The sequence below is a fragment of the Kitasatospora sp. NPDC088861 genome (genome assembly GCF_044750105.1).
Taxonomy (GTDB): Bacteria; Actinomycetota; Actinomycetes; order Streptomycetales; family Streptomycetaceae; genus Kitasatospora.
Window position 1 is genome coordinate 48,751 of record NZ_JBIVJF010000018.1, and the last position, 13,061, is coordinate 61,811.

Consider the following 13,061-nt stretch of genomic DNA (forward strand, 5'->3'; position numbering starts at 1 on the left):
TGCGAGTGCGCCACGTGAGGCGCTACCTGGTTTGCACCTTTCACCGTAGCGCCGAGGACCAGCCGCCGCACCCGGTTTCCCCGAGCACGCCAACCCCCCGACCAACCCCTGATCGGCCATCAAATAGCACATAATCGCGGCATGACCTTGAGCACCCGACGCCAGGCCAAACGAGCCGCCCGCCGCGCGGCCCGCCGAGCCCTCCCCCGCTGGCGCCGGCTCCTGCCCACCTGGCGCATCACGCTCGGCGCCCTCACCGCCGCGCTCCTGCTCACCGTCGGCGCCTTCGCCGTGCTCTACGTCATCGTCCCGGTGCCCGATCCCAACGCCCACGCCGTCGCCCAGAACAACATCTACCTCTACGCCGACGACACCACCGAGATCGCCCGCACCGGCGCCGTCAACCGCACCGACGTCACCATCGACCAGATCCCCCCGCAGACCCAGCACGCCGTCGTCTCCGCCGAGGACCGCACCTTCTACCGCAACCGCGGCATCGACCTCAAAGGCATGCTCCGGGCCGGCTGGAACACCCTCACCGGCAAGGGCACGCAGGGCGGCTCCACCATCACCCAGCAGTACGTCAAGAACTACTACCTGACGCAGGACAAGACCATCGAACGCAAGGGCCGCGAACTCTTCATCGCCCTCAAGGTCGACCAACAGCGCGACAAGCCCGAGATCCTCGCCGGCTACCTCAACAGCAGCTACTTCGGCCGCGGCGCCTACGGCATCCAGAGCGCCGCCCACGCCTACTACGGCGTCGACGTCTCCGCCCTCACCCTCGCCCAGGGCGCCTACCTCGCCTCCCTCCTCCAGGCGCCCAGCAGCTACGACGTCAAGACCGCCACCCCCGCCAACCGCGAGAAGGCCATCGCCCGCTGGCACTACACCCTCGACGGCATGGTCCAACTCGGCTTCCTCACCGATGCCGAACGCACCGCCACCACCTTCCCCGAACCGATCGACCCCCAGCCCGCCACCGGCCTCTCCGGCCAGGCCGGCTACCTCGTCGGCGTCGCCGACGACTACCTCGTCTCCGCCGGCATCATCGACACCGCCACCCTCAAGGCCGGCGGCTGGCGCATCACCACCACCTTCGACAAGCCCAAGCAGGACGCCTTCCACAAGGCCGTCCAGGACGAACTCACCGACGAACTCGACCCCCAGCGCCGCCCCGCCACCGACACCGACGTCCGGGTCGCCGGCGCCTCCGTCGAAGCCGCCACCGGCCGCGTCGTCGCCGTCTACGGCGGCCCCGACTACGCCAAACAGCCCTACAACGACGCCCTGCGCCAGGACAACCAGATCGGCTCCACCTTCAAACCCGTCGACCTCGCCGCCGGCCTCATCGCCCAGCACACCCTCGACGGCCGGCAGATCACCCCCGACACCCGCTACGACGGCACCAGCGAACGCCCCGTCACCGGCGGCCCCACCCCCTACGCGCCACCCAACGAGGACGACGTCGACTACGGCAACATCACCCTGCGCTACGCCATGGTGAAGTCCGTCAACTCCGTGTACGCGCAGGAGGGCGTCGACGCCGGCCTCGCCCGCGTCCGCGACACCGCCGTCAAACTCGGCATTCCCGACAGCGTCCGCGGCATGGACCCGGCCAACACCTCGATGACCCTCGGCACCGCCACCCCCAGCGCCCTCGACCTGGCCGGCGCCTACGCCACCCTCGCCAACCACGGCCAGGCGAACGCCCCGTGGTCCGTCCTCAAACTCGCACGCGTCCACACCGGCGGCGCCGTCGACGCCCCCAAGATGCCCGACCACACCCCCGTCGACGCCATCGACCGGCCCTACGCCGACACCGTCACCGACGTCCTGCGCGACGTCATCGGCCCCCGCGGCACCGGCGCCGCCGCCCTCGACCTCGGCCGCCCCGCCGCCGGCAAGACCGGCACCACCGACTCCAACCTCTCCGCCTGGTTCGCCGGCTACACCCCCGAACTCGCCACCACCGTCGGCCTGTTCCGCGAGAACCCGAAGACCCACGCCAAGGAACCACTGGCCGGCACCGCGGGACTCGCCCGGATCAACGGCGGCACCTTCCCCACCCGGATCTGGACCGCCTACATGAGCGCCGCCCTCGACGGCACCGCCACCCAGCAGTTCGACCTCCAGACCGGCCGCGACACCCCCGCCCCCGGATTCAGCCCCAGCAGCAGCGCCACCACCACCCCCAGCCCCACCGCCACCGCCCCCACCACCGGCGGCGGCAGCAGCGAGGAACCCCCCAGCAGCACCCCCGTGCCCGACACCCCCACCCACGCCCCCAGCGCGCCCGCCCCGCAGCCCACCACCACCCAGGAACAGCCCAGCCCGCAGGCACCCCAGCCCACCGCCACCCAGGAGCAGTCCAGCCCCACCCCCCGACCCACCCAGACCCGGCCCACCCACCCGACCACGCCACCCAGCACCACCGGCGCCGCCACCAACCCGGCGACGAGCGCGACACCACCGGCCCAGCGAGCCACCCCGCCCGCCCAGTGAGCAACCCCCTGAGCGGTGCCCCCCCCCCCCGAGCGGTGAACCACCCCGCCGGCCGGTGAACTACCCCGCCACCAACTCCCGCTCCAACGGCGACCGGAACCGCGGCGTCACCCGCACCTCCCCCAACCAGCCCGCCAGGCGCGCCGCCTCCGCCGCGATCGCCGCCCCGGCCTCCGCCCCCACATCACCGAACAGCCGCCACACCACCTCACCGTCCGGCCGCTGCGCCCAGCCGCCCACCACCCGGCCGCACCACCACACCGTCGGCCCGGCGTTGCCCGCCCGGTCGAACAGCGCCGGCACGTCCTCCGGCCGCAGGTACCAGTCCCGCCCCCGCCAACCCATCACCGTCGGATCCAGCCCCGGCAGCAGCGCCGCCCACGGCTCCGGCTCCGCCACCGGCCCGGCGTCCCCCGGCAGCACCAGCGCCGCCGCCCCGCCCGCCAGCTCCACGTCCTCGGCGCCCACGTCCGCCAGCGCCCGGCGGGTGTCCCCCAGCGTCCAGCCCGTCCACCACTTCACGTCCTCGACGGTCGCCGGGCCGTACCCGGCCAGCCAGCGCCGCACCACCTCCGCCTTCGCCTCCCGCACCGGCGCCTCCGGCCACTGCGGCACCGGCGCCCACGGATAGACGTTGCTCAGCCACGACCCGCGCGGGCGGCCCCGCCGCACGTGCCCGTCCGCGGCCAGCAGCCGCAGCAGCCGACTGCCCACGCTCTGCCGGTTCTCGTACGGCTTGCCCGCCGACATCAGCATCGTCTCGCGCAACTCCGGCACGTCGTCGCCGAGTTCCTTCGTCGTCGCCTCGCCGCGCCGGGCCACGGCGGCCAGCACCGCGCGCTCCGCCCCGGCCAGCCGCGCCTCGTCCCAGCCGTCCGCGTGGTCCCGCAGGTGCTTGAGCAGCGTCGCCCGCTCCCTCGCCGCGATCGCCCGCGCCGTCGACGAACTCACGTGCGGCGCGAAGCCCTCCGTCACCGCGAACAGCGTCCGCCGCATCGACAGCAGCTTCACCAGCGTGACGTCCTCGTACAGCGCCCGGTCCACCTCCGCCACCGACGGCTCCACCAGCCGCGCGCACGCCGACAGGTACACCGTCGCCGGGTCCGACGCGTGCAGCCCCACCAGCGCGTCCGCCACCTGCTCCACCCGCGCCACCCGCACCGACGGCGCCAGCAACTGCCGCCGCCCCACCCGGGCCCGCCGCTCACCCTCGCCGATCACCGGCACACGCCTCGTCATGCCCGGACCCTAGCCCCCACCACCGACAGGCCCGGACGCAAGGAGCCGGCCGGGGCACCGCCCCGACCGGCTCACGCCACGTCCGTGCTCAGAGGTTCAGAGGTAGAGCCCGGTCGAGCCCTCCGTGTCGCCGAAGCGGGTCGCCGCCACCGCGTGCAGGTCACGCTCGCGCAGCAGCACGTAGGTGGCGCCGCGGACCTCGACCTCCAGCTTGTCCTCCGGGTCGTACAGCACCCGGTCGCCCGGCTCCACCGAGCGGACGCTCTGGCCCACCGCGACGGCCTCCGCCCAGGTGCAGCGCTTGGACAGCTCCGCGGTCGCGGGGATCAGGATGCCGCCGGTCGAGCGGCGCTCGCCCTCGCTGCCCTCGATCCGCACCAGCACGCGGTCGTGCAGCATCCGGATCGGCAGCTTCTCGCCCAGCCGGTCGTGCCGCGCCGCCTCGTACTCGGGTGCGGCGGAGGAGGCCTGCGGGGTCGGTTCGTCGTTCGTACTCACGATCCCGAAGGTACCGCCCCCGGGCGCGCGGCGTGACGCTGGCCCGGCATGCGGGAAGCCGCGGCGCCCGCGGGGCCGGACACGCACCCGGGCCCGGGCACACCCCCCAGAGCCGGGCGCACCTCCCGGGCCCGGGCACACCGAAGGCCGGACGCCTCCCGCGCCCGGCCCTCACCCCGTGCCCGTTCAGCCCTTGCGGCGCTTCCGGGCGGAAGCCACCAGCAGCAGCACGCCCACGCCGACCAGCGCGGCCGGGACGATCCGCTCCGTGCGCGGCTGCCCCTTCTCGTCCACGAACTGCGCCCGCACCTTCTCCACCACGCCGTTGGCGGCCACGTACGCCCGGCCGGCCTTCTCCTCGACGGCGGCCACGGCCTTCGCCTTCACCTGGGCGCTGATCGTGCTCGGGTGGACGCGCACGGCCAGCTCGTCCAGGGTGGCCGCCAGCTGGGTGCGGGTCCGGGAGATGTCCGCCTCGATCTGGGCGGTCGTCCGCGCCGACTTGTCCTTCGTGCTCGCCTCGCCCACTCGGGCCACCCCATTCACTTGCTGATGTTGTCCTGTGCGACTGACCCAGTCTGTCAGTTGCCGAGCAGGGCCGCGCGACCCCACCCACCATCGGGGGTAAGTTTGCCGTGCTATGACCGCCCGCCCCAGCAACAGGAGATTTACCCGTGAGTGAGCGTCTCCAGCCCGGCGACACCGCGCCCGCCTTCAGCCTGTCCGACGCCGACGGCAACCAGGTGTCCCTCGCCGACCACCTGGGCCGCAAGGTCATCGTCTACTTCTACCCAGCCGCGCTCACCCCCGGCTGCACCAAGCAGGCCTGCGACTTCACCGACAACCTGGAGGTCCTCGCCGGCGCCGGCTACGACGTCATCGGCGTCTCCCCGGACAAGCCGGAGAAGCTCGGCAAGTTCCGCGAGGCCGAGAACCTCAAGGTCACCCTGGTGTCCGACCCGGACCACCAGGTGCTGGAGGCCTACGGCGCCTACGGCGAGAAGCAGAACTACGGCCGCACCTACGTCGGCGTGATCCGCTCCACCGTGATCGTGGACGAGCAGGGCAAGGTCGAGCGCGCACTGTACAACGTGAAGGCCACCGGGCACGTCGCCAAGCTGCTGCGCGACCTCAAGGTCGAGACGGCCTGATGCTCGAAGGCCTGGCGCTCGACGGCCCGGTGCCTCGCTCTCCCGGCACCTCGCTCTCCCGGCACCTCGCTGAACGAAGCGGTGGCGGCACACCCCCCGACCGGGTGCACCGCCACCGCCGTCTCTCACCTCAGGGCGCCGTCAGCAGGCCCCGAGGTCGCTCCAGACGCCCCACGAGCCGCTGGCCGCGGGGTCGTCGCCCTTGGTCCACCACTTGTTCTGGTAGTAGTGGCCCTTCCACGACACCTTGGTGGTGGCCGCGTAGGTGGTGCCCGCGTCCCAGCTCGGGGCGGCCGTGCAGGCCCCCGTCGTCGGGGTGGCGGTCGCGGTGGCCGTCGCGGTCGGCGAGGCCGTGGCGGTGGGCGAGGCGGTCGCCGTCGGGGAGGCGGTCGCGGTCGGCGAAGCGGTGACGGTCGCGGTCGGCGTCGGGGTCGGGGTCGGCGTGCCGCCGTCCACCGTGCCCCGGGTCAGGTCGCCCTTGAGCCCGTACAGCGTGCCGTTCACGTTGACCGTCCAGTTCGACGGGGTCGAGACCGGCAGGTAGTAGACGAAGTCCAGGTCCACCGAGGCGCCCGGAGCCAGCGACTGCCAGCCCGGCAGCTTGACCGACACCCGGTTGTAGGTGCCCTTCAGGCCGCCCACGTTGCCCGGACCGGGGTTGTCCTGCCGGATGACCTGGAGGCCGAAACCTGACTGGTCCTTGGCGTTGCCCGGAGCCGAGTTGCTGTAGTCGAACTGGAACTCGGTGCCGCCCGGCAGGGTCGTCGTCGAGTTGTTGACGATGTGGATCTTCGGGTTGATCGGGTAGTTCGAGTCACCCAGCGCGAAGTTGGTGAACGACACGTCGATCGGCAGGGTCTGCTGCGGCAGCGGGACCGTCGAACGGGTCGCGCCGTACGGCGTGGCCGCCTTGAACTTGTCGTACATCAGCGAGGTCAGCGTCGAACCCGGCACGTACTCGCCCTTGCCGCCGTTGGCGCTCGCGTCCCACTTGTAGTCGCCCGCGAGCTCCCAGATCATCGCGCCGCCGGCGCCCTGGTTGACGATGTAGTCCGCCTTGGCACCCACCGACTGCTCGTCCTCGGTGGAGAGGAACACCTTCTTGGCGTCGTTCCACAGCCACGGCGCCACCAGGCTGCTGCTGTAGTTGCGGGCGTAGGTGCCCTGCAGCGCGGTGTCCTTCACGCCGTACTTGGCCAGGTAGTCGGGCAGGATGCCCTTCTCCAGGTTCTTCGCGTGCCACATCGGGTTCGACCCGGCCGGGGACTCCTTGCCCGCGTCGTCCTTGTCGTTCCAGATGTTGTCGATGCCGACCGCGCCGTCACCGCAGGAGGTCAGGCCGGAGCCGACCGGGCAGGTGGTCGCCGCCGCGGCGCCCCACAGGCCGTTGGTGCCGCCCGTGACGTTCTTGAAGCCCCGGGTGTAGTACGGCAGGCCGACGTTGATCCGGCCGCCCGGCATCGCACCGCGGAAGTAGTGGTACGACCAGTCGGCGTTCAGGTAGCCGATGCCGCCGTACTGGCCGGTGCCGTACACGTTGGCCGCCGCCAGCTCGCCGTCCTTGCCGTCGTCGAACAGCGAGGCGTTCGGGCCGACGTACTTGTTCCAGGCGCCGTGCAGGTCGTACGACATGATGTTGACGTAGTCCAGGTACTGCGCCACCTGGAAGGTCTCCATGCCGCGCAGCAGGTAGCCGGACGACGGGGCCGCGACCGACAGCAGGTAGTGCCTGCCGTCGGCGGCGCCGGCCCGGTCCAGGTTCTCGCGCAGCGTCTTCATCAGCGCCGCGTAGCCCTTCGCCAGCGAGCCGCGCTTGGAGTTGGCGAGCTGCCAGTCCAGCGGGTTGCCGGCGTCCTTCATCGAGGTCGGGTACTCGTAGTCGACGTCGACGCCGTTGAAACCGTACTTGCGGATGAAGTCGACGGACGAGGCGGCGAAGGTGTCGATGCCGGCCTGGTTGACGCTGCCGTCCGGGTTGACGGTCATCGAGTAGAAGCCGCCGGAGTTGACGCGCTTGCCGTCGTCCCCGAAGTATCCGCCGGTCTCGGTCCAACCGCCCACCGAGATCAGGGTCTTGACGTTCGGGTACTGCTTCTTGAACTTCGTCAGCAGATTGAAGTGGCCCTTGTAGGGCAGCGTCGGGTCCAACTCGGCGCCGGGCACGCCCGGGAAGGAGATCCCGGTGGCCTCGTTGGTCGGGCCGTCGGTGCCGACGGAGAGCTTGTTGTCACCGCCGACGTGGCCGAACGCGTAGTTGAGGTGGGTGACCTTGTCCCAGGGGATGTCGTTCACCAGGTAGGGCTGGTCGCCGTTCTTGCCGGTGCGCCAGCCGGTGAAGTAGCCGATGATGCGGCGCTGGTGGTCCGCGCCCATCTTCTCGCGGCCGCCGGTGTCGTAGACCGAGCAGTACGGGACGTCCACCCCGGGCGTCTGGTACAGGCCGTCGGGGCGACAGGCCCCGTTGTCGACGGTCGCGGACGCCTGCGAGGGCACCGCGCCCAGCGTCGACAGCAGCAGACCGGCCAGACCGGCCGCCGCCAGCGCGACCGCGCCCGCCCGGGCAGCCGGGCTCTTGCGGCGGAGTGCGGCGGTGGGACGCCGCTCCGCCGTGTTTCGGATCAACACTCGGTCCTCCGGGAGAGAGTGTCGGCGCGTGCCTGTGGGGGAGCACGCACGTGGGGGGATTGCAATTGGCGCCGAAGCTATGTGGTCTGAACCACATAGGTCAATAGGTCTGTACCAATTGGTAATCAAATCCCCAACCCCGCCGGTCACCCCACCGACGGCAACAAGTCACCCCTTGGCCGAAACCCCGTCACCCCGCGACCGAACGCCCCCACTGAACCCGCCGCCGAACCCGCCGCCGAACCCCTCGACACCACCGCCCGCCCGCATCCGGGACGGTGCCGCACCGGAAAGGACGGTGCCCCGGCACGGGCGAAGCCCTAGACTAGAGGCCATGCGGCCTTGGCGGAATCGGCAGACGCCCGGGTTTTAGGTGCCCGTGGGAGAAATCCCGTGAGGGTTCAAGTCCCTCAGGCCGCACTAGCCTTAGATTCGAAGGCCCGCCCCGGAATGATCCGCGGCGGGCCTTCGGCGCTCTCCGACCGGCCGTCAGCCCAGGAGGTCCTTGACGACCGGGGCGAGGCCGCGGAAGGCCAGGCCGCGATGGCTGATGGCGTTCTTCTCGGCGGGGGTGAGTTCGGCGCAGGTGCGGGTCTCGCCGAGGGGCTGGAGGATCGGGTCGTAGCCGAAGCCGCCGTCGCCGGAGGGGGCGGTGCGCAGGGTGCCGAGGAGGCGGCCCTCGACGACGCGCTCGGTGCCGTCGGGGAGGGCGAGGGCGGCGGCGCAGAAGAAGTGGGCGCCGCGGTGCGGGTCGGAGATGTCGGAGAGCTGGGCGAGCAGCAGGTCGAGGTTGGCGCGGTCGTCGCCGTGCTTGCCGACCCAGCGGGCGGAGAAGATGCCGGGGGCGCCGTTCAGGACGTCGACGCAGAGGCCGGAGTCGTCGGCGACGGCGGGCAGGCCGGTGGCGCGGGCGAGGGCGTGAGCCTTGAGGAGCGCGTTCTCGGCGAAGGTGACGCCGGTCTCCGGGACGTCCGGGATCTCGGGGTAGGCGTCGGCGCCGACGAGTTCGACGTCCAGGCCGGCCTCGCCGAGGATGGCGCGGAGTTCGGCGACCTTGTGCTGGTTACGGGTGGCGAGGATCAATCGGGTGGACATATCGCCCACCCTATCGGCAGCCGTCCCGGCGTCAGCCGGTGCAGACCGAGGTGAGGTTGCCGGCCGCGTCGCCGAGCGGCTTGAGGTCGGGGACTTCCTTCTTGTCGACGGCCTGCTGGACCTTGTCGGCCTGCTTCTGCAGGTCGGCGACGACCTTGGCGACGTCGGTGTTCTTGGAGTTCTTGCCGACCTGGTTGAGGTCGGTCCTGAGCTTCTCCAGCGCCTTCCCGGCGGCCGCCGAGTCGTTGCTCGCGTTGCCGTAGGCGCTGGTGACGTCGGCGAGGTCACCGGTGATCCTGACCGCCGTGCTGCCGCAGTCGATCGCCTTCTGGGCCGCAGAGCAACTGACCATGCTGAGCGGGAGGATGGCGATCAGGCCGGCCACGGCGAGGGCGGCGGGGCGGGCGATGCTGGACGGCATCCGGTCCTCCTGTGGGGCGCGCGGGTTCCGTGGGACGGGACGCGCGCCGGGGGGTGCGCGGTTCCCGCAGCAGGGGTGCTGCGGGAACCGTACGGGCTTCGGGCCCGGCGTGTACAGCGGCCCGTACGGCTGCGGGTACATCCGGGTCCACGGCGCCGTGGGCCGAACCGGTTCAGGCCTCCAGGGCCTTGCGCTGGATCTCGTCGAGCTCGGCGCAGCCCAGGGTGCCGAGGTCGAGCAGGCGGTCGAGCAGGGCGCGGTCGAAGGGGGCGCCCTCGGCGGTGCCCTGGACCTCGACGAAGCGGCCGTCGGAGGTGCAGACGATGTTCATGTCGGTCTCGGCGCGGACGTCCTCCTCGTACTGGAGGTCGAGCATCGGGACGCCGTCGATGATGCCGACGCTGACGGCGCTGACGCCGCCGGTGATGGGCTGGCCCTTGGCGCGCAGGAGCTTGCGGTCGCGGGCCCAGGCGACCGCGTCGGCGAGGGCGACGTAGGCGCCGGTGATGGCGGCGGTGCGGGTGCCGCCGTCGGCCTGGAGGACGTCGCAGTCGAGGACGATGGTGTTCTCGGCGAGGGCGCGGTGGTCGACGACGGCGCGCAGCGAGCGGCCGATGAGCCGGCTGATCTCGTGGGTGCGGCCGCCGATGCGGCCCTTGACGGCCTCGCGGTCGCCGCGGGTGTTGGTGGCGCGCGGGAGCATGGAGTACTCGGCGGTGACCCAGCCTTCGCCGCTGCCCTTGCGCCAGCGGGGGACGCCCTCGGTGACGCTGGCGGTGCACAGCACCTTGGTGTCGCCGTAGGAGATGAGGACGGATCCTTCGGCGTGCTTGCTCCAGCCCCGTTCGATGGTGATGGGGCGGAGCTGGTCGGGGGTGCGGCCGTCGATGCGTGACATAGGCACTGAGCGTAGTCGCTCGGAGCGGGTGTTCCGGGTGCGCCTCGGCCCGCCAGGGTGCGGCTGGGCGCCGCTCCCCGGCTGCGCTCGGCGCCGTCCCCGGGTGCGCCTCGGCCCGCCGTTCCCGGGTGGGGCGGCGGGCCGGGGGTGGGGTGAGCCCGGTGGCTCAGCTCACATCATGTCCTCGATGTCAGCGGCGATCGGGTCGGCGTCGGTGCCGATGACGACCTGGATGGCGGTGCCCATCTTGACGACGCCGTGGGCGCCGGCGGCCTTGAGGGCGGCCTCGTTGACCAGGGAGGCGTCCTTGACCTCGGTGCGAAGGCGGGTGATGCAGCCCTCGACCTCTTCGATGTTGTCGATGCCGCCCAGACCGGCGACGATCTTCTCAGCCTTGCTGGCCATCTGATTTCTCCCTCTGTCTCGGCCCGCCGGCCGCTCTGCCGGGTGCCGTCCTGCGCTGTACTGGGGTGTCCGCCGACCGGTGGCCGGCGTGGTCGGTACCGGTGCTGACGCGGGTTCAGCCGCGGTCGCGCCGCCGGGCAGCGCGACCAGCATCACCTGCTCCGGTCCGATCTGCCACGTTAGTCCACTTTTGGCCCATTCCGGCGCGCACGGTCCCGACCGCCACCAGAGGATGACGAGCAGCGGGCTCGTGCCCGGAGTGCGGCCTGCGTCCCAAAGTGGTCTACACCAATATATGTGTACTCCGATGAACGCAGAAAGGACCCCGGGTGTTCCGGATCCCCGCCCGGGGGTCCCGCCGGGGGCCACCGGCCGGCAACTGCTCTCGGAGGGCGAAGGATGAGTTCGGCAGGCGCCACGGCCCCGCAGCGCGTGTGGTGGCACACCTTCTACGGCGGCCTCCAGAAGATGGGCCGCTCCCTGCAGCTCCCGGTGGCGGTGCTCCCCGCGGCCGGCATCCTCAACCGGCTCGGCCAGCCCGACGTCTTCGGCAAGGACGGCCTCGGCTGGACCGACGTCGCCAAGGTCTTCGCCTCGGCCGGCGGCGCCCTGCTGGACTCCTCGTTCGGCCTGCCGATGCTGTTCTGCGTCGGTGTGGCGATCGGCATGGCGAAGAAGGCGGACGGTTCCACCGCGCTGGCCGCCGTGGTGGGCTTCCTCGTCTACTACAAGGTCCTGCACGCGTTCCCGGAGAGCTGCAAGAACGGGACGGTCCTGGTCACCGACGCCTGGACCGGCCAGTGCGTGGACTACAGCTCGGCCAAGGCGGCGGCCGCGACGTACCAGAACCCGGGCGTCCTGGGCGGCATCCTGATCGGCCTGATGTCGGCCTGGCTCTGGGTCCGCTTCCACCGCACCAGGCTGGTCGACTGGCTGGGCTTCTTCAACGGCCGCCGCCTGGTGCCGATGATCACCGCGGTGGTGGGCCTGGCCACCGCCTGCGTGGCGCTCTGGGTCTGGCCGCCGATCGGCCGCGGGCTCAACGACTTCAGCCAGACCCTGGCCGACCTGGGCGCGGGCGGCGCCGGCATCTTCGGCCTGTTCAACCGCGCGCTGCTGCTGATCGGCATGCACCAGCTGCTGAACACATTCGTCTGGTTCCAGTTCGGCGAGTTCATCAAGCCGGACGGCACCATCGCGCACGGCGACATCCCGCGCTTCCTGGCGGGTGACCCGACGGCCGGCCAGTTCCAGTCCGGATTCTTCCCGATCATGATGTTCGCGCTGCCCGCCGCCGCACTGGCGATCGCGCACTCGGCGAAACCGCACCGCCGCAAGGAGATCTACGGCCTGATGCTCTCGGTCGGCCTGACCTCCTTCGTGACGGGCGTCACCGAACCGCTCGAGTACTCCTTCGCCTACGTCGCCCCGGCCCTGTACGGCGTGCACGCGCTGCTGACCGGCGCCTCGATGGCCGTCACCTGGGGGCTCGGGGTGCACGACGGCTTCAGCTTCTCGGCCGGCCTGATCGACTACGTCATCAACTGGGGGCTGGCCACCAAGCCGTGGCTGATCATCCCGATCGGGCTCTGCTTCGCCGCCGTGTACTACGCGCTCTTCCGGTTCATCATCGTCAAATTCAATCTGAAAACACCCGGGCGGGAGGACGAGAGCGAGGTCGAGGACGTCACCAAGGTCTGAAACCGAGCGTCACCGGGCGGCACCCGCAATGGCCTCCGGACCCGACGGTCCGGAGGCCTTCGACATTTCCGGAAAGGACCAAATGCCCGGGCGGTAAAACAATTCCGATATGCGCCCCGGGGATTCCCCGGCGGGCCGTCAGCCGTGCCGGGCGGGGCCGGGGCGACCCGCACCGCCCGGCCGCCGGGCCACCGGCCGGGGGCACCGCGGGGGTGGGGAAAGTCCGCCGCCGCCCGGCCCGGGCGGTGGCCGGCAATCGGCCGCCACCGTTTCCCCGCCGGCCCCGACCATGCGCCGAGGGGGTCGGAAAGCCGCGGATTGGCCGAAGCCGGACGGGGTGGGGCCCGGACTTCTCCCGACCGCCGGCCGTCCGTGATGTCCGACACCCCGGTGGGCCCCTTCGCCGCCGCCCACCGCACCCGGCCCGGACCCCGGCAGCGGGCACCGGAGCTCCGGAGGCCGCCTCCGCCCGGACACCGTCGCGTCCGCCGGTGAACCCCGCCGACCCGACCCCCGTCCGCGC

The 13,061-nt window shown here is 71.8% G+C and carries 11 protein-coding genes and 1 tRNA gene; 4 read left to right on the forward strand and 8 right to left on the reverse strand.

Going from position 1 to position 13,061, the window contains the following annotated elements; translation table 11 throughout:
- Positions 1-141 precede the first annotated feature (141 nt).
- Positions 142-2,505 (forward strand): transglycosylase domain-containing protein, encoded by a 2,364-nt coding sequence (locus tag ACIP37_RS26030; RefSeq protein ID WP_400810277.1) that lies wholly within the window; start codon positions 142-144, stop codon positions 2,503-2,505.
- 60 nt (positions 2,506-2,565) lie between these two features.
- On the opposite strand, the gene ACIP37_RS26035 is transcribed toward ACIP37_RS26030, so the two are convergent.
- From ACIP37_RS26035 to ACIP37_RS26045, 3 genes are all read right to left on the reverse strand, one after another.
- Positions 2,566-3,744 carry a winged helix DNA-binding domain-containing protein gene (locus ACIP37_RS26035; RefSeq protein ID WP_400810279.1) on the reverse strand — a complete coding sequence of 393 codons (1,179 nt, stop codon included), beginning with the start codon at positions 3,742-3,744 and terminating at the stop codon, positions 2,566-2,568.
- Between the two features lie 96 nt (positions 3,745-3,840).
- A complete protein-coding gene (locus ACIP37_RS26040; RefSeq protein ID WP_079136310.1) occupies positions 3,841-4,143 on the reverse strand; it encodes a co-chaperone GroES in 303 nt (100 codons plus the stop codon).
- Between the two features lie 285 nt (positions 4,144-4,428).
- Positions 4,429-4,770: a DUF3618 domain-containing protein gene (locus tag ACIP37_RS26045; RefSeq protein WP_063349226.1), complete on the reverse strand. Its 342-nt coding sequence runs from the start codon at positions 4,768-4,770 to the stop codon at positions 4,429-4,431.
- A 146-nt stretch (positions 4,771-4,916) separates the two neighbouring features.
- Between ACIP37_RS26045 and bcp the strand changes: the two genes are divergently transcribed.
- On the forward strand, positions 4,917-5,393 hold the full coding sequence (gene bcp / locus ACIP37_RS26050) for a thioredoxin-dependent thiol peroxidase (RefSeq protein WP_063349225.1): 477 nt from the start codon (positions 4,917-4,919) through the stop codon (positions 5,391-5,393).
- Positions 5,394-5,534: 141 nt separating this feature from the next.
- Here bcp and ACIP37_RS26055 read toward each other — a convergent pair whose 3' ends face one another.
- The gene (locus ACIP37_RS26055; RefSeq protein ID WP_400810346.1) at positions 5,535-8,012 is read right to left on the reverse strand and encodes a chitinase C-terminal domain-containing protein; all 2,478 of its coding nucleotides are present in this window, start codon (positions 8,010-8,012) and stop codon (positions 5,535-5,537) included.
- A 342-nt stretch (positions 8,013-8,354) separates the two neighbouring features.
- On the opposite strand from ACIP37_RS26055, the gene ACIP37_RS26060 reads away from it, so the two are divergent.
- Positions 8,355-8,438 (forward strand) — tRNA-Leu (locus ACIP37_RS26060).
- Positions 8,439-8,507: 69 nt separating this feature from the next.
- On the opposite strand, the gene rdgB is transcribed toward ACIP37_RS26060, so the two are convergent.
- The 4 genes from rdgB to ACIP37_RS26080 all read right to left on the reverse strand — a co-directional run bounded on the left by rdgB (position 8,508) and on the right by ACIP37_RS26080 (position 10,837).
- Positions 8,508-9,113, reverse strand: a complete 606-nt coding sequence (gene rdgB / locus ACIP37_RS26065) for an RdgB/HAM1 family non-canonical purine NTP pyrophosphatase (protein WP_363583742.1) — start codon at positions 9,111-9,113, stop codon at positions 8,508-8,510.
- Between the two features lie 31 nt (positions 9,114-9,144).
- Complete coding sequence (locus ACIP37_RS26070) at positions 9,145-9,534, reverse strand: hypothetical protein (protein ID WP_400810281.1); 390 nt, start codon at positions 9,532-9,534, stop codon at positions 9,145-9,147.
- Positions 9,535-9,706: 172 nt separating this feature from the next.
- On the reverse strand, positions 9,707-10,432 hold the full coding sequence (gene rph, locus ACIP37_RS26075; RefSeq protein ID WP_350881205.1) for a ribonuclease PH: 726 nt from the start codon (positions 10,430-10,432) through the stop codon (positions 9,707-9,709).
- Positions 10,433-10,603: 171 nt separating this feature from the next.
- Positions 10,604-10,837, reverse strand: coding sequence for a glucose PTS transporter subunit EIIB (locus tag ACIP37_RS26080; RefSeq protein WP_063349220.1), 234 nt, complete (start codon positions 10,835-10,837; stop codon positions 10,604-10,606).
- A 399-nt stretch (positions 10,838-11,236) separates the two neighbouring features.
- On the opposite strand from ACIP37_RS26080, the gene ACIP37_RS26085 reads away from it, so the two are divergent.
- Positions 11,237-12,538, forward strand: a complete 1,302-nt coding sequence (locus ACIP37_RS26085) for a PTS transporter subunit EIIC (RefSeq protein WP_400810283.1) — start codon at positions 11,237-11,239, stop codon at positions 12,536-12,538.
- Positions 12,539-13,061: the final 523 nt, after the last annotated feature.